This is a genomic window from Indolivaga capnocytophagoides (assembly GCF_036511535.1).
Classification (GTDB): domain Bacteria; phylum Bacteroidota; class Bacteroidia; order Bacteroidales; family Dysgonomonadaceae; genus Dysgonomonas_A; species Dysgonomonas_A capnocytophagoides.
The window spans coordinates 3769452-3786667 of the sequence record NZ_AP028867.1 but is presented as its reverse complement, the minus strand read 5'-3'; the positions used below and the strand labels follow the sequence as shown (position 1 = coordinate 3786667).

Genomic DNA, 17216 nt, shown 5'->3' with positions numbered 1-17216 from the left:
AGGCCTCAGACCTTACCAGTTAGGGTTTTGTTCTATTTTGTTGTTAGACATATTTATCTCATTCAACGGAATAGGGTATAAATAATCTCTCGCAGGATTAAACTTGCGGGTATTGGCTAACTCTATTACATACATATCAGCCTGATCAGAGACCTTCACTCCGTTAAGCATACCATTGGCATCGGTCAGACGGTTTGCCAAATCTTTACGTTGTTTGGAGGTTTCCGAATCCACGAATTTTGCTCCTATAATAGCGGTAGGCAGTACTTTCTCAGCAATCCTCCAACGAATGATATCATCGTATCTTAGCCCTTCATCCATAAACTCAACAGTACGCTCCCGTCTGATTTCATCCAGCATGTTGAGATTGTTGGCTGTTACAAAACTATTTGTCAGTTTAGCATTGAATTTGACCCTGCTGCGGAGTGCATTAACTGTTTCATTCAATTGGTCATCAGTGATAGAACCATTATATTCATACAAAGCCTCTGCATACGAGATTAAAATTTCGGCATAGCGGATGATCATATTATCTACAGTTTCTTTATACAGAGAAGTCCATTCGCTCAACATAAATCCTTTTTTGATAGAATATCCATTACCGCTCTGATTTGTAAACGGAATGTACGGTCCTTTGAAAGCTTCTTCACTCAGGCTGAAGACAGTCATCTTCAGACGAGGATCACGATTACCAAGAGCGTCATCATAGCTTTTCTCATTAGTTATTTTCAAAGGTGATTTTTCACGGGGTAACCCGTCGTCATACAAAAACAAGTCTACCATCTGACGAGTTATCGACACTGAGTTTTCCATCGTTCGGGAGTGTCCGTGTACTATAGTCCCGGCGTCTCCATTAGGACCATACACCTTTACAAAAACATTCTCCGGATTATCAGGTCCTTCTCCTTCAAAGTAAAATAATGACTGAAAGTCAGGATACAATCCGTGTCCTTCTTTTTTCAGTGCTTCTGCTGCATCGATCGATTTTTTTAAATGCGCTTTATAATCCCCTCCCAGATTATGATATTTCGAATAAGTACCCTCATACAAGCCTATGCGCACAATCATCCCCAATGCCGCAGAACGGGTAACACGTCCCCATTCGGTCTTTGACAGTTTAGATTTAGCCGGCAGCCATTTCGCAGCAAACTCAAGGTCGGCATAACACTGCTGAATAACATCTTCCCGGGGTGTACGTCCGACATACATTGCCGGATCGGTTGGGTTCTCAATGGCTTTAAGCACCATAGGCGCATCACCATATAACTTTACCAACAAGAAGTGGTAGTATGCCCGAAAAAAATATGCTTCGGCATTCCAACGATTCAGGACATCTTCATCTAATGCCGCTCCCTGAGATTTCGCCAATATATTATTTGCAGTAAATATACGGGTATAAATATCATTCCAGTCATTGCCGGATGTATTCGGGACATCTCTGTTTCCGGCCGAAATATTATTGGGTGATGTGCCTACCAACTCATCCGCTCTGCTGTCGTGATAGGTATTATTCATATATGTAAAACCTCTCAACTCATCATACATCCTGTTACAGGCGGCACGAACATCTTTTTCCGATTTCCAGAAAACAACATCTGTAAAATCTGTTTCGGGCAGCTTATCGAGGTCACATCCCCAAAAACTTACAACCGATGCTAATAGTAGTATATATAGTTTTTTCATGTTTTTCCTTTTGTCGTTAACAAATTAGAATTAATAAATAGGCCTGCGACCTTAGAATGTTAGATTTACCCCGAAAGACCATGTACGGAAGAAAGGATAATAAGTAGCTTTAGCATCATTTCCCACTTCGGGATCAAATACTTTGAGTAAATCAGAATGTTCCCAGATATCATCTCCCGACACATAAACACGAAGCTTTTGGGCAATTGTTTTCTTTATGGGAATATTATAGCCGAACTGGATATTTTTCAGGCGGATATAAGCGGCATTCTGTACCCACTTGTCCGAAGGATTGTAATTGAATGTATTCTGATTGTATAAGCGAGGCCAGAAGGCGTCGGTATTATCGGGAGTCCAATAGTCACGGTGGATAGTCCATGGCATATTGGAGGTCGCCTGAAACGGAGCCAATGTATTTGTATCTATGAGAATTTTACGCTTCAGAACTCCCTGGAATAATACAGAGATATCGAAATTCTTCCATTGAGCTCCAAGATTAAAACCAAATAAATAACGTCCGTTTGAATCTCCCAGATAAACCAAGTCTCCCGAATCGTCAGGAGTACCGCCGCCTGCTCCAATTATATGATCAGCTTTACCTTGTGCCACATATCTCACATCTCCACCTCCGACATTTGCGTCATTAAAGGACTGATAGCCGGGGTTGGCTGCTTTATACGCCAGATATTCATCTCTGCTCGACCAGTATCCATCTGTTTTATATCCCCATATTGTATTTAAAGCATAACCTTCGATCAGTTTATTGCTGCCAGCCGACACTTTTTTCGAATTATTCAGCTTTATCAATTCATTCTGACTGTCCGAAAGATTGAATCCAACCTGATATCTGACATCTCCCACCTTATCTTTCCAACTTGCTTGAAGCTCCCACCCCCAGCTTTTCATTTCCCCTATATTTCCAACAGGAGCATTTACCCCCACGAGATTCGGCAGATTATAATCGATCAGCATATCATTGTTACGTTTCCAATAATAATCGGCTGTAAAAGTCAATCTGTTTGCGAGCACATTCACATCTAAACCAATATTTGTAGTAGATAAAACTTCCCAAGTTTTAGTAACAGAAGGGAGCTTTTCCTGATAGTAATACTTATCACCCATCAGAGAGCCGTCTTTCAATACGGCCAGATAATCGTACAAACCTTGATCACCAATACCTAACTGCCCCCACGATGCTCTGAATTTGAGGTTATCGATCTGAGGAACATTAAACCATGCTTCTTCATTGATACGCCATCCGAAAGAGAATGAGGGGAATGCTTTCCAACGGTTTGATGGAGCCAGACGAGAACTTCCATCGTAACGGATATTAGCTTCGAATAAATAACGATCATCAAAATTATAATTGAAACGGCCAAAGTAAGACATCATAGCCCATGTCTCTATCTTATCGCTCAACTCGGTATTTGTCGCCTGTGAAGAGTCATAGCCATTGAATGTTGGAAAATCATTAGAATTGAGATTTTTCGCAACGCCTTTCATTTCGTCTTTCCGATAGTTTTCGTAGGTCGTACCTCCCAGTAGATTGAAGGTATGCTTTCCTTTTTTCAGGTCATAATAGGCTAATGCCTCAAAATTATCGTGGAACGTATAGTTTTTCACTTTTTCCAATGAATTTGGGTTATTTGCGGCAAAGCGGATTCCTGTACCCAAACGATCGTACCAGATCAGAGTTCTTCTCGAAATTGTATTATTATAATATCCAGCCTGACGGGATGCACTCAACTTGAATCGTAATCCGGGGAGAAGGTCTTTTATATTCAACTCACCTTTCCCCATATATGCTTCATAACGGCTCTCATTCAATCCTCCCTCTTTCATCAATTGGATAGGGTTTACCTGAAGGTCTCCATTATAAGGATTGGTCTTGTAATTAACATCTTCTTCGGGATTAAATATCGGTTGACGTCCACGGACACGGTAAAGCCTTTCGAGAATATTTTCCGCTCCATACGGATTTTCTTCTGTAAAGTTTCCATTATAGCTTGCATTGATTGACAGATCCATGTATTTATTCAATACAGCACCTAATTTCACACGCAGGTTATAACGTTCGTTTTTATCGGGCCCGTATTTCAGGATACCGTTTTTTGTAAAGAAGTTACCCGACACCAGATAGTTGATATCCTTACTTCCTCCCGAGATCGAAACCGAATGGTTTTGCTGGGTTGTATAATCCCGGGTTCCGGCTCTTACCCAATCAGTCGCCTGAAATAAGTCCCATCGTCCGTTTGTGTTGTTGGGACGATAATTGAAATTCGGATTACCAATCCAAGACGATTGTTCGGCGTTCCATTCGGGGGTTCCTCCTGCCTGCATACGTGATTCGTTGATAAACACTTGTTCTTCCCAAGCAGGCAGCCGTTCGGGCATATTTGTAGGATTGTTCACTGCGAAATATCCGTTATATGAAACACGAGGTGTACCAACCTGACCTGTTTTGGTAGTAACAAGTACTACCCCGCCTGCAGCACGAGCCCCATAAATAGAACTGGCAGCAGCATCCTTCAGAACCGATATATTTGAAATATCATCGGGGTTGAGTAAGGTCAAATCTCCTTCTACTCCATCAATAAGCACCAATGCCGAAACCGAATTTATAGAAGAGAAGCCTCTGACCCTCATTCCCGAAGTTTCGGATCCGGGCTTGCCACTGCTCCGCAATACGGCAACACCGGGCATTTCGCCCTGCATGGCTGCCAGTACATTCGATGACGATTTGGCAGCAATAGTAGACCCATCTACTGCAGCAATAGCTCCGGTAAGGTTAACCTTTTTTTGTGTACCGTAACCCACAACTACAATTTCATCGAGCGCCTGAGTATTTTCGGAAAGTAAGATTTTCAGATGGGCAAGAGCTTTTACTTCCTGTGGTTGATAGCCTATATAACTAATCACTAGGTTTGTACCCAAAGGAACATTTATACTAAAATTACCATCTATATCAGTGATAGTACCCGTGGACGTACCTTTCTGGGTAACCGCAACACCAATCAACGGTTCATTGGTCAAAGCATCCAGAACAACACCCGTTACCGTTGATTGCTGAGCAACCACACTTAATGATAAGAAGAGTGCAAATACAGCCAACAGAATTTTTTGGCCTCTCTGGAAGAGCCTTAATTTGCTTTTTTTCATGAAATATTAAATTTTAAAGTTCAACAAATTACATCAGGGTAAAATAATCCGCCATACTGACCTTGTACAACATGTAGTATACTTATTTAAATTGGTCTTCAACATGAGAGCTACAAATTCTCAATTTTTAGTTTTTTTTATAAATATTTCGACCTGATGCCGCAATTGCATGAGCTAAAGTATCGAGAAATAGAAACAGTGTTTTTACTATGAGACAAATAGTGAAATCATAAAAACACAGACCATCTATATTACAGCAAATTACTACTCATAAACATTAAAAAAAAGGGGAGAACAAGGGGCATAAAATAAAACAGAAGTAAAAACGTGCCTATGATTTAATTACGATAGAAAGGCGAATCTTTATTTTAATATTATTTGTTAAAAAAGATCGATTTATTTTTATATAAAATATATTTATCTTTGACTTATTAAGTAGAAAAACAAGTATTCAAGTAACAGAAAGTATTTAGTGGCGTGTTTTAAAACGAGAACCTACCGTTGCTGTATGCCTGTGTGGATAATATCAATCAGTCGTTAGGTTCGTAAATCGTCCTTTTATTTTATGCTATTTACTAACGCACCCTCTCGGGTTTGTTTTTTATTTTGCTTTGATGCAAAACGAAACAAAAAATCAAGACTGCGTCTTCATCCCGACCCGATCAGCCATCGAAAGCTTAGACAAATAAAAATGATTATCGCTGATATCTATTTCTCTTTTAACGCTTTCTTCGTGCAGCGGGTACCCGGATCTTCCGCCGAGGTCGGGAGTCTGACGGACGAGGGGACAACTAAACTAGGACGTATACAGAGGTGAAGCTGTAATCTGACAGTGAAACGGGCGTTTAAATTAAATGCTTCTTGAACCTGTAAGGCGAGTTTTATTTAGTTTCTCCGGTAAACGTTGTCAAATAGGTAGAGTCTCGAAGTGCCAAAGACCTTTTGATTCCTTTTGGTGCTTTGGCCAAAAGGAATACAAGTAATCTATGATTACACGTAGAAAGTATCTAATTTTAAAGAACATTTCAAGTAGCGAGAGCAAACGTAAAATTTATTTTGACTTTGCCGAGTCGAAAGAAATGCTTCATGAAATAGAATAAATCGGTTTAAGACCTTAAGATCTGAAAAAAACTATGAAATTACTCACTTTTATCCTAACCCTGTTTTGCTTATCTGTTCACCTATTTTCCTCTGAACCCTCTTTAAATTCATTATTTAAGGAGTTAGATGAAAAAATATCGCACAAAGAAGTTTATATAGAATTGAAAAATTCTAAAATTGACAACATTAAAGCAGAGAAGAGGAAGCTAAACAGTTCTCCATCCTTAAACTATGCTCTGAATCAGTCCTTATACAACGAATATAAATCTTACGTATCAGATTCTGCTATATTTTATCTGAACGAGAATCTGAAAATAGCAGAAACTCTAAACGACCAATACCGGATCAATGAAACATCTATCAGCCTTGCATATATTTTCACATCTCTAGGACTATACAAAGAAGCTATAGACGTGATGTCAAACGTAGAGACCCGATTTTTTGACGAGAAACAAAAAGTACAGTATTACCTTACCAACCGTTATATATATTCGGGATTGGCTCTCTATACGCAAGACCTAAGAAATAAAGGTCTGTACAGAAAAATATCACATGCCTACGCCGATACATTATTACAGGTTGCCGATAAAAATTCGGAAGAATATCTGAAAGTAGAAGAAACAAATCTCCGCGAAAGACGAGATATACCTGCTGCCCTGCTGATCAATAATAAACGGCTGGCTCTCACTAAAGAGGGAACTCCCGAATATGCATATGTAGCATTCCACCGGGCATTACTGTACCGTTTCGCAAATAATTACGATATGGAAAAACGATACCTGCTGATGTCGGCAATTTCGGATGTGAAATCGGCCATAAAAGATAACGCATCAATAACCATGCTCTCAGATATACTCATGAAAGAAGGCGATGTAGATCGTGCACATTACTATGTCAGGTATTCACTTGACAACATCAATGATTACAATACGCGGATAAGAAGTGCCGAAATATTAAATATTCAGACTATCATAGACAAAGCCTACCAACAGAAAAGCGATGAACAGAAAAGAACCCTCAGCATATTTCTCATCGTTATCAGCATACTTTCGGTACTCCTTGTCATTTCCGTTTGCTATGTATACAAACAAATGCGTAAGGGTATCATTATCAGCAAACACATGAAAGAATCTAACGCCAAATTAAACCATCTAAATCAAAAACTCTCCGATGTTAATAAAAAGCTCTCCGAAATTAACTCAGATGCAGTAGAAGCCAATAAAGTAAAGGAAGAATATATAGGGTATTTCCTCAGCGAATGTTTAAATTATATAGACAAGCTTGATTCTTTCCGGAAGATGGTCAATTCAAAAATAAAGGATAAACAAATTGACGAACTATACAAAACAACAAGAAATAATGAACTGAAAGACAACGAACTGAAAGAATTATTCATCAATTTCGACACCATATTCCTGCATCTGTTTCCCAACTTTATAGAAAAATTCAATTCGTTACTGCTCGATGAAGAACATGTTATTTTGAAGAAAGGTGAGATATTAAACACCGAGCTGCGTATATATGCACTGATCAGGCTGGGAATAAACGACAGCAACAAAATTGCTAGTTTTCTAGGCTATTCAGTCAACACGATATATAACTACCGGGCAAAGATGAAAAACAAAGCAAAAGTAGCGCGCGAAGACTTTGAAGTTGCAGCAAAACGAATCGGGACATTCAACAAAGCCTAAATTCTGTCTTTTTTGATAAAAAATTTCAAATAGATGATCGAATTTGCTTTTTGTTTGTTATAACCTAAAAATACGATATCAATATGAGTATATACGATTTTTCGGTAAAAGATACAAAAGGCAACGACGTATCCCTTGAGCAATACAAAGGGAAAGTACTACTGATAGTTAATACAGCTACAGCCTGCGGATTTACTCCCCAGTATAAGGAGTTGCAGGATTTATATCTGAAATACAAGGATAAAGGATTCGAAATACTGGATTTTCCTTGCAATCAATTCGGGAAACAGGCACCCGGAAGTAATGAAGAAATAGCTTCATTCTGTGAAATCAAATACAAAACGACTTTCCGCACTTTCGCTAAGATTGATGTGAATGGTAAAAACGCCGACCCTTTGTACATATATCTTAAACAGCAGGAAAAAGGATTCCTTGGTGAAGCTATTAAATGGAACTTTACAAAATTTCTGATCGATAAAGAAGGCAATGTCGTAGACAGATATGCACCTATTACCCGTCCTTCTAAAATTGAAGATCAAATTGCAGAACTTTTAAATAAATAATTCCGGTATGAGACTTTGGTCAATCCATCCCAAATATCTTGATCCGGCCGGACTAAATGCCTGCTGGAGAGAGGGACTATTGGCAAAACATGTTTTGGAAGGTAAAACCAAAGGATATACAAATCATCCTCAACTTCAACGTTTCAAAAATTCTTCCGATCCGATACTCTATATTAATGCTTATCTGACCTGTGTATACAGAGAAGCCAAACGCAGGGGGTATTCTTATAATCCTGAAAAAATCATGCTGACAGATTCCATCCCACCCATTGCTGTAACTTCGGGTCAGATCGTATATGAACAAAAACATCTGATCGATAAACTAAAAATACGTAATCCCGAATTTCTATTGAATATCGGACAAACCCCTGATTGTCAAACTCTGATTCATCCTCTATTTCACGTCATAGAAGGAGATATTGAAGAATGGGAGGTTATCAGATGAAAATAGCAATAAGCGGAGCATCCGGATTCATAGGAACTAACCTTTCTCACTACTTTGAAAGCCGTGGGCATTCTATACTTCCCATCAATAGAGCCACTCTCTCCGATGAGAATAAGGAAATGTTACACTCCATTTTGTCTCAGGCGGATATTGTTATCAATCTGGCAGGAGCATCTATAAACAAAAGATGGACAAATAAATACAAGAAAGAATTAAGAGACAGCCGGATAATAACTACCCGAAAGATTGTGGAAACAATCAATCTATCCAAACATAAGCCCTTGCTGCTGCTCTCTGCATCTGCCGTAGGATACTATCACTCCGAAGGGCATCACAACGAATCAGTATTTGAGAAAGGTACAGGTTTTTTGTCCGATCTGTGTGAAGAGTGGGAAACAGAAGCTCAGAATCTCTCATCAGATGTAAGGCTCTGCATTACCCGATTTGGGATTGTACTGGCTGACAAAGGCGGAGCTTTCGGAAAAATGGCTTTACCTACAAAGTTCGGGCTGATACCCATACTCGGATCAGGACGGCAGTATTTCCCATGGATTGACCTCGCTGATCTCACCAGAGCTATCGAATACATTATATATAATGAGGAGATAAAACACATCGTTAATCTGGTAGCACCTGAAACAATTTCTCAGAATTCCCTTATACGTTATGTTGCTAAACACTACAGAGGTGTTATCCCTTTAAAAATACCTGCACCCGTTCTGAGCTGCATCATGGGTGAATCGGCATCTTTTCTGACCGAAGGGCAGTATGTGAGCTCTAAGAAACTACAGGAATCGGACTTTATATTCAAGAGCCCCACCATTTCCGACTTTTGTTCTAACCTGCTCGATTAAGCAGACACCGTTACAAACTAGTATTCGATATTGTAGTAATATTCTTATCCATCTCCGGATCAAATGAATATAATATCGGAGGGTTATAAGCATTGCTTTTCTTTCGCTCATCGAGTTGTATGATATTTCCATTCATCAATACCTTTCTTTGAAAATTGCGCCTGTCGAATGTTCTGTCGAGAATTATTTCATAAATCTTCCGCAGTTCTAACATCGTAAACTTTTCGGGAAGCAATTCGTACGCTACCGGAATAACAGGAAGCAGTGCTTTTATAGTATCCAGAGCCGTACGAATAATATTCTCGTGATCGGAATAAAGCGGTGGAATATCCGATATGTCGTACCACCTGAGCGAATCCGTTTCTTTTACCATTTCCAAAACCCGTTCATATCTAACCAGACTATAATAACCCAAAGAAACAAAACGCTGCAGAAACCAGTTATTCCTTTCGTCATGGGCAGCCTGTTGTTTCTCAAGCATATCTCTGTTTTGTTCGATAATAGTCCGAGCCGGATTACTGAATAAATAGAATTGCTTGATAAAGACATCCTGCAATCCCGTAAACCGGTGCAATGCTCTTCGCGCGGCTTCGTCTGCATCTTCATCCTTAAACATAAATCCTCCGGGCAGCGACCAATAATCATATATTATGTCACGCTTACCCAACAATACCTTTATCCTACCTTCGTGCAAAGTTAAAATTACACAATCTACAGAAAAACCCGGATGAGTATTTTCTGAAGAATAAGGATACAAAACATTCTTACTCATCTATATCTTTCTAAACAATTCTTTATTGGGGTCTTATACCGCAAAAATACACATTAAAATCAGATTTAACAATTCTAATTTGTGCGTTAAAACAACGCATAAATATGTTGTAAAACATGGATGCGTTATTTTAACGCACAATTATAGCGATTGTTACAAATATTAAGATACATTTGCTTTTAGAAACAATCTCAAACAACCTCTTAAAAGCTACTGGTTATGAAAAAGAAACTAGTCATATTACCTCTACTATCGATATCTCTTTGCAGTTTTTCCCAAGACTTTATCAAAGTAGAAAATCAGAATGGTACAGTACTCGGATATTCTCCAAACTCAGGAATAAAAATTATCACCAAAGACGGCCTAAAATTTAAGGATCTCAATAAAAACGGAAAACTCGACCCGTATGAAGACTGGCGGCTACCTGCAGAAGTGAGGGCTAAAGACCTTGCAAAACGCATGTCTGTAGAACAAATAGCCGGATTGATGCTCTACAGCGGACATCAGACAATCCCTGCTAAAGCCTCGGGATTCGGCGCAGGAACCTACAATGGCAAGTCTATTGAAGAAAGCGGTGCAAATCCGTGGAATTTAACGGACGAACAAAAAAAAATACTGAAGGAAGATAATCTTCGTCATATATTAATAGTAACAGTTGAAAGTCCCGAAGTTGCCGCGAAGTGGAATAATTCGATGCAATCGTATGCCGAAAGCATCGGATTGGGCATTCCGGGAAATACCAGCTCCGATCCGCGCCATGCAGGACAAGTTTCGGGTGGAGTAAAGGCAGAATTCAATGCCGGTGGCAGCGGAGAAATTTCGGTATGGCCCGATGGGCTGGCTATGGCAGCAACATTCGATCCGGCTGTAATGAAGCAGTTCGGGGAAGTTGCTGCAAAAGAATACCGAGCCTTAGGTATTACAACGGCTCTATCGCCGCAGATAGATCTGGGAACAGAACCCCGCTGGTTTCGTATCTCCATGACCTACGGAGAAAGCCCCAAACTGGTAACAGATATGGGGCGTGCGTATACCGATGGATTCCAGACATCAACAGGCTCTGCCGAGATAAAAGACGGATGGGGATACAACAGTGTTAATGCAATGGTAAAACACTGGCCGAGCGGAGGACCCGAAGAAGGTGGACGCGACGGACACTGGGCATTCGGTAAGTTTGCCGTATATCCCGGAAATAACTTCGAGATGCATCTGAAACCATTTACCGAAGGAGCATTCAAACTAGATGGAAAAACAAAAGAAGCATCAGCTGTAATGCCTTATTATACTATATCTTATAATCAGGCTAAAGACGGAACCAATTATGCAAACGGATTCAGTAAATACATCATCACCGACCTGCTCAGAGAGAAATATGGCTATGACGGGGTAGTTTGTACCGACTGGATGATTACCCACGATGAAGGCAGCACACCCGATCAGTTTAGAGGAAAGCCTTGGGGTGTAGAAAATATGAATGAAAACGAAAGACATTATATGGCTTTGATGGCCGGAGTAGACCAATTTGGAGGAAACAATCAGGTCGCACCCGTTATAGCAGCATACCAGATGGGAGTAAAAGAACATGGCAAGACTTTCATGAGACAAAGATTCGAACAATCAGCCGTTCGCCTTCTTAGAAATATCTTCCGTCTGGGGCTGTTCGAAAATCCATATCTAGATCCACAACAAAGTTCGTCAACTGTAGGCTGCCCCGAGTTTATGCAGGCAGGATATAATGCGCAGCTGAAATCGATTGTAATGCTTAAAAACAAAAATAATATACTTCCTGTATCGGATAAAAAAACAGTGTATATACCTAAAATATACAGTCCGGCAACTTCTAACTGGTGGGGCATATGGGGTGAACCGACTTTAGACTATCCTGTAAATATGGACATCGTAAAAAAATACTACAATGTGACCTCCGATCCGACTAAAGCCGATTTTGCAATGGTATTTGTAAGCAGTCCTCATGTCGATGCCGATGGAGGAGGTTACAGCATAGATGACCGCAAAAAAGGAGGCAATGGCTATGTGCCCATCTCTCTACAATACGGAACATATACCGCGACAGAAGGGCGTGGACAAAGTATCGCAGCCGGAGATCCCGTTATCGATCCTACAATTGCCAACAGGTCATACAAAAATAAAACAACAACTGTAAATAACACAATGGATCTGAATACAATACTGACTACACGCAAGATGATGGGTGATAAACCGATGATAGTGGTTGTTAATGCCACCCGTCCGATGGTATTCAATGAATTTGAAGACAAAGCAGACGGTATCGTTATTCGTTTCGGAGTATCCGAACAGGCTGTACTCGACATTGTTTCGGGAAAATACGAACCTTCGGGATTACTACCCGTACAAATGCCGGCAAACATGGCAACTGTAGAAAAACAAAACGAAGATGTTCCATTCGATATGGAATGCCACAAAGATACAGAAGGTAACAAATACGATTTTGGATTTGGACTCAACTGGAAAGGAATAATTAAAGACGCAAGAACCCAAAGGTATTCTAAATAACACCTTTGAAATACACTCAGACAAACATTTTGACACTCAAGCAAACAAGAAATCTAGTAAATCGAAAACCATGAAAAAGAAAATTTTAAGCCAAACCGGATTGATTGCTCTTATGTCGGTTGCCGTTACAGCAAGTCTTAGTGCCCAAGACACTAAGGCTAAGACTGACACGATCAAAAGCACAGAAACCAAGGTAGGTAAAACATCTAATGTAATGTTAAATGCATCTGCCGACAATGGCCCCCGTACTGTTAATATCGGATTACCGGCAAGTGTGGGAGGAACTACTATCCTCGAAAATGGATTGCCGGTTACTTACGACTTTATGGGACAATCTCCGACAGCTGTATGGAGAAACGATGCCGGCGTTGCAAAATTCGGAGTATTGAATGTATCCGAAACAGCCATATTTGCCAGCGATGTAGGCGTATCGGTAAGTACATGGTCTAACAGAGGTACAGATAAGTTCAAGGGCAGTGCCAGCTTCACTACCAACTCATTTGGATTATTGCGTGGCGATGTAAATGTTAGCGGTCCTATGAAAAACGGTTTCTTCTACTCTCTTACGGGTTTCGTTAATATGGATCCCGGGACATACCGCTCCAACATATCTCAATTCATGGATAAAACGCAGATATTGAAGGGTGTTATCAACAAAAAATATGCACACGGACAAATAGGGCTGCAATACAAATTTGCATACAGCTCATCTATCAATGCAAAACAAAGTCCATACATTTATCGTAAGGACGGAACTGTAGATAAACTTCCGGGATTTAAGATCGGACGCGATGCGTACCTCGAACAATCGGGTATTATCCATGCAATTGACCCTTTGACCGGAAAAGAAAAAACATGGGATGCCATGAGTGATGCAGCAAGCACATCACATGTTATAGACCTGCTGGGAGACCACAACTTCAGCAACGGAATGAAACTTGATTATACCGTACGTTATCATTATGCAAACTCGGGATTATATAATCCTTACCTGACTGCTATCGGACAAGGTCTTGCATCCGGTGCAACTCCCGAAAAAGGGGATAGCAGATATGTATATACCGACAATCCTCAGAATGTATACGAGGGACTTGTTCAGAACGGTATGATGATCTATTCTCCCAGGTCTGAAAAAAACACGGTAATGGCTCGCTTCGAATTGAGTAAAAAGTCTGACAAGCACCACTGGATGGTGGGATTTCACAACTGGTACTACAATGTAGATAAAGCAAACAGTGCCACATACAATTATCAGTTTGAAGTAGCTCCTAATCCTAAAGGGCTTATCAAACAGCAATGGGATGGTACTGCATGGGTAAATCAATCGGACAAATACGGCAACGCCGGCTACAACAAGGCAATGCAGTACTATAACGGCACTGATAATAAGATGGCATTAGTAGGTACTGAAAAATGGACTCCTAACAATAGATTATCTCTTGACTTTGGCACTCGTATCGAATGGCAAAGCGTAAACGGAGACTGGTATACTGCAGCCGACAGAAAAGCCGCAGGTACGGACTGGGTTTCAGGCAATACTACTGATGTTAAAAAAGATTGGTGGAACGTATCTGCTACAGCAAGCGGTATGTATAAAATAACAAACACTTTTGGTGTATTAGCCGATGCTTATTATATACAACAAGCCGGTAAATTGAGTTCATATGCCGGAGCAGATGATCCCAATATCGCAAAATGTGAGATCCCCGGATATTCAGCCGGAGTTTACTTCAATCATCCGATGGTAAGCTTAGTATCTAAATTCACGAAGATCAAACGCACCAATTTCAAGAACAATTCGACCTTTAATGCAACGTGGACAGACAAGGATTATCCCGGAGAAAAATTCTCTGCTACCACCAAGCAAACAAGCAGTTACGATGTAAACACCATGGGATGGACTACCGACGTATTATTTACTCCATTCAAAGGATTCAACCTGCATGTATTGTTGACATTGCAAAATCCCAAATACGAAAACTATGCTATGACCATCGATTACGAAGCAAAAACTTCGGATGGCAAACATACATCAACCTATCAGGAGACAGTAGACAACAGCGGTAATATAGCACGCAGCGTATCAAAAACCCTAATCGAAATCGACCCAAGCTATACATGGGGAGCTGCCGGCAAATTCAGAGTTTGGGCAAGTGCACGTTATTTCAGCAAAGAATATGCGAACTACCCTAATACCCTGATTTTTGCATCTCGTTGGGAAACATTCGCTGGATTCAACTATAAATACGATAAAAATGTAGATTTCAGCATAAGTGCAGTTAACCTGCTGAATCAAAGCGGAGCTCAAGGTTCAATTTCAGGAACGAATACAACTACAGCCGAACAAGCGACTGCTTTGTATGACAAGCCTCTGACCGGAACATATATCCGTCCGTTTACAGTAGAATTTAAAACAAGAATCAGATTTTAAGGTCTGATATACACTGGTCGCAGATGAGTAAACAAACCCATAAACAGACATTTAAATAAGCGAACCTCGTAAAAGCCATAATTCCCCTATTATAGCTCTCTCTCAAAAGAGGTTCGAAGTCTTAGTTTACTCATCTGCTGCTAAAAGTTGAGTTAACCTACTATATAAAAGGCACATAAAACCTTTAAACAGCAAGCCTTATGAATACAAAACATATCAAATCGGCATTTATCATACTCTTTTGCAGTATAGCAGCCGTACAATTATACGCACAGAAAAAGACTTTAAAATTAATCAGTTACAATGTATATTGGGGTATGCGGCAGGATTCGACCGAAAATAAGTCAAAATTCGCTGAATGGATCCGCCAGCAAGATCCGGATATCCTCGCCTTGCAGGAAATGAATGGTTTTACCGCTGACACTTATGAGTTTGCACCTAAAGGAGCAAACCCCAACAATCTGAGAAAATTAGCCGAAAGTTACGGACACCCTTATGTGGTAATAGTAAGAGAACCATCTGCTGACGGTTCTGTATCTTTTCCTGTAGCTATAACATCAAAATATCCGATTGTAAATGTCCGCAGAGTTTTAGACAATAATATTCACGGATTTATTGAAGCCGAAATAGAAGGATTCCATTTTATGGTGACACATTTTCATCCGTTCTCTTCCGAAAAGAGAGGATATGAGATCGACCAGATATTAGCCACAATGAAATCAAAACCAGCCGATGCAAAATGGCTCTTTATGGGTGACCTCAACTCGGTATCGCCTCTTGACAAGAGTGCATACGCTAATAACCGGGTTCGTGATTTCATTCGTGAAGACAGAAAGAAGAGACCTCACAACCTCAATCTAGGCAAAGACGATGAGTTGGATTATACAATACAGCAAAGAATTCTGGATGCCGGATACATAGATGCATTCAAGCACTTCCATCCTCAATTCGAGGCCTCGGCTCCGACTAAACTTTTCTATGATCAGGCAAAAGATCCGCTTCGCTATGATTATTTGTACGTAAGTGGTAATATGAAGAAAGACATTATAAAATGCAATCTCATCAAGGACTCTTTTACTGATTATTACTCAGATCATTATCCGGTAGTATTGTATTTTAATAAATAAACAATAAACACAAATAACAATGAAAAAGATCCAAATATTATTAGTTGCAGCATTGCTGGCATTCGTACCAAGCACTTTTGCTCAAAAGAAAGCAAAAGCGCAGGATAAAGATAATACTGTGGTTTTATATATAGCCCGTCACGGTAAAACGATTCTAAATACAATGGATCGCGTACAGGGATGGGCAGACACCCCTTTGACTCCTCCCGGGGTTGAAGTGGCCGAATTTTTAGGTGTTGGCTTAAAAGACGTGCCGTTCAGGGCTGCTTATTCGAGTGACCTCGGACGTGCACGTCAAACAGCCCGGATTGTACTGGATTCAAAGGGGCAAACCGATATCAAAATAACCGAAGTTCCTCAGATACGTGAAACCAATTTCGGCAGTTACGAAGGAGACCTCAATATGAGAATGTGGACAGATGCTGCACATTATCTTCATTTCAAATCTCAAAAAGACATGATGGATGCAATGAAAGACGATCCGGGTCTTTTGATTAAAGCAATCAATACTTTTAAAGAATTGGAAACATTGGGTATCGGAGAAAACTACAATGATGTAAAAACACGTGGACAAAAAGCTCTCCGTGAGATTGCCGAAGAAGAAGCGGCAAACGGAGGTGGCAATATTCTGATCGTAGGACATGGTATGTCTATCGGCGTATTCTTATCGGATCTCGACAGTTTTGGTAAAAAACCGAGCGCAGGGCATATGGGAAATGCCGCTGTATGTAAAGTCATTTACAAAGACGGAAAGTTCACGCTTGAGTCATTCGGTGATATGAGCTATGTAGAAGCCGGAAAGAAATTATCAGGAAAATAAGGTCACAGACCTTTCTGTTATTCATTTAGCCTATA

At 40.2% G+C, this 17216-nt stretch carries 11 protein-coding genes; 8 read left to right on the top strand and 3 right to left on the bottom strand.

From position 1 onward, the window contains the following. Positions 1–12 precede the first annotated feature (12 nt). Together AABJ51_RS15210 and AABJ51_RS15205 are read right to left on the bottom strand one after the other, a co-directional pair. A complete protein-coding gene (locus AABJ51_RS15210; protein ID WP_338373254.1) occupies positions 13–1683 on the bottom strand; it encodes a RagB/SusD family nutrient uptake outer membrane protein in 1671 nt (556 codons plus the stop codon). A 51-nt stretch (positions 1684–1734) separates the two neighbouring features. Further along, complete coding sequence (locus tag AABJ51_RS15205; protein ID WP_338373253.1) at positions 1735–4842, bottom strand: SusC/RagA family TonB-linked outer membrane protein; 3108 nt, start codon at positions 4840–4842, stop codon at positions 1735–1737. 1133 nt (positions 4843–5975) lie between these two features. Here AABJ51_RS15205 and susR point away from each other — a divergent pair. From susR to AABJ51_RS15185, 4 genes are all read left to right on the top strand, one after another. After that, positions 5976–7634: a SusR family glycan utilization regulator gene (susR, locus tag AABJ51_RS15200; protein WP_491844609.1), complete on the top strand. Its 1659-nt coding sequence runs from the start codon at positions 5976–5978 to the stop codon at positions 7632–7634. 83 nt (positions 7635–7717) lie between these two features. After that, positions 7718–8197, top strand: coding sequence for a glutathione peroxidase (locus AABJ51_RS15195; RefSeq protein ID WP_338373251.1), 480 nt, complete (start codon positions 7718–7720; stop codon positions 8195–8197). Between the two features lie 7 nt (positions 8198–8204). Then, a complete protein-coding gene (locus AABJ51_RS15190) occupies positions 8205–8642 on the top strand; it encodes a pyrimidine dimer DNA glycosylase/endonuclease V (protein ID WP_338373250.1) in 438 nt (145 codons plus the stop codon). Continuing rightward, positions 8639–9496 carry a TIGR01777 family oxidoreductase gene (locus AABJ51_RS15185; protein WP_338373249.1) on the top strand — a complete coding sequence of 286 codons (858 nt, stop codon included), beginning with the start codon at positions 8639–8641 and terminating at the stop codon, positions 9494–9496. Before AABJ51_RS15190 ends, AABJ51_RS15185 begins: the two co-directional genes overlap by 4 nt. Before the next feature lie 10 nt (positions 9497–9506). Here the strand turns inward: AABJ51_RS15185 and AABJ51_RS15180 are convergent, their stop codons facing one another. After that, positions 9507–10268, bottom strand: a complete 762-nt coding sequence (locus AABJ51_RS15180; RefSeq protein ID WP_026626362.1) for an NUDIX hydrolase — start codon at positions 10266–10268, stop codon at positions 9507–9509. Positions 10269–10487: 219 nt separating this feature from the next. Here AABJ51_RS15180 and AABJ51_RS15175 point away from each other — a divergent pair, with 219 nt between their 5' ends. The 4 genes from AABJ51_RS15175 (at position 10488) to AABJ51_RS15160 (ending at position 17181) form a co-directional block, all read left to right on the top strand. After that, a complete protein-coding gene (locus AABJ51_RS15175) occupies positions 10488–12803 on the top strand; it encodes a glycoside hydrolase family 3 protein (RefSeq protein WP_338373248.1) in 2316 nt (771 codons plus the stop codon). A 70-nt stretch (positions 12804–12873) separates the two neighbouring features. Then, positions 12874–15234 carry a TonB-dependent receptor gene (locus AABJ51_RS15170; protein WP_338373247.1) on the top strand — a complete coding sequence of 787 codons (2361 nt, stop codon included), beginning with the start codon at positions 12874–12876 and terminating at the stop codon, positions 15232–15234. 200 nt (positions 15235–15434) lie between these two features. Next, on the top strand, positions 15435–16361 hold the full coding sequence (locus tag AABJ51_RS15165; RefSeq protein ID WP_321577300.1) for an endonuclease/exonuclease/phosphatase family protein: 927 nt from the start codon (positions 15435–15437) through the stop codon (positions 16359–16361). A gap of 19 nt (positions 16362–16380) precedes the next feature. Beyond that, positions 16381–17181, top strand: coding sequence for a histidine phosphatase family protein (locus tag AABJ51_RS15160; protein ID WP_338373246.1), 801 nt, complete (start codon positions 16381–16383; stop codon positions 17179–17181). Positions 17182–17216 lie beyond the last annotated feature (35 nt).

Bases quoted from the DNA above. Each gene is read 5' to 3' on its own strand.
- AABJ51_RS15175 (WP_338373248.1), top strand. From the start codon at position 10,488: ATGAAAAAGAAACTAGTCATATTACCTCTACTATCGATATCTCTTTGC.
- AABJ51_RS15190 (WP_338373250.1), top strand. From the start codon at position 8,205: ATGAGACTTTGGTCAATCCATCCCAAATATCTTGATCCGGCCGGACTA.
- AABJ51_RS15210 (WP_338373254.1), bottom strand. From the start codon at position 1,683: ATGAAAAAACTATATATACTACTATTAGCATCGGTTGTAAGTTTTTGG.
- AABJ51_RS15160 (WP_338373246.1), top strand. From the start codon at position 16,381: ATGAAAAAGATCCAAATATTATTAGTTGCAGCATTGCTGGCATTCGTA.
- AABJ51_RS15185 (WP_338373249.1), top strand. From the start codon at position 8,639: ATGAAAATAGCAATAAGCGGAGCATCCGGATTCATAGGAACTAACCTT.
- susR (WP_491844609.1), top strand. From the start codon at position 5,976: ATGAAATTACTCACTTTTATCCTAACCCTGTTTTGCTTATCTGTTCAC.
- AABJ51_RS15195 (WP_338373251.1), top strand. From the start codon at position 7,718: ATGAGTATATACGATTTTTCGGTAAAAGATACAAAAGGCAACGACGTA.
- AABJ51_RS15170 (WP_338373247.1), top strand. From the start codon at position 12,874: ATGAAAAAGAAAATTTTAAGCCAAACCGGATTGATTGCTCTTATGTCG.
- AABJ51_RS15165 (WP_321577300.1), top strand. From the start codon at position 15,435: ATGAATACAAAACATATCAAATCGGCATTTATCATACTCTTTTGCAGT.
- AABJ51_RS15205 (WP_338373253.1), bottom strand. From the start codon at position 4,842: ATGAAAAAAAGCAAATTAAGGCTCTTCCAGAGAGGCCAAAAAATTCTG.
- AABJ51_RS15180 (WP_026626362.1), bottom strand. From the start codon at position 10,268: ATGAGTAAGAATGTTTTGTATCCTTATTCTTCAGAAAATACTCATCCG.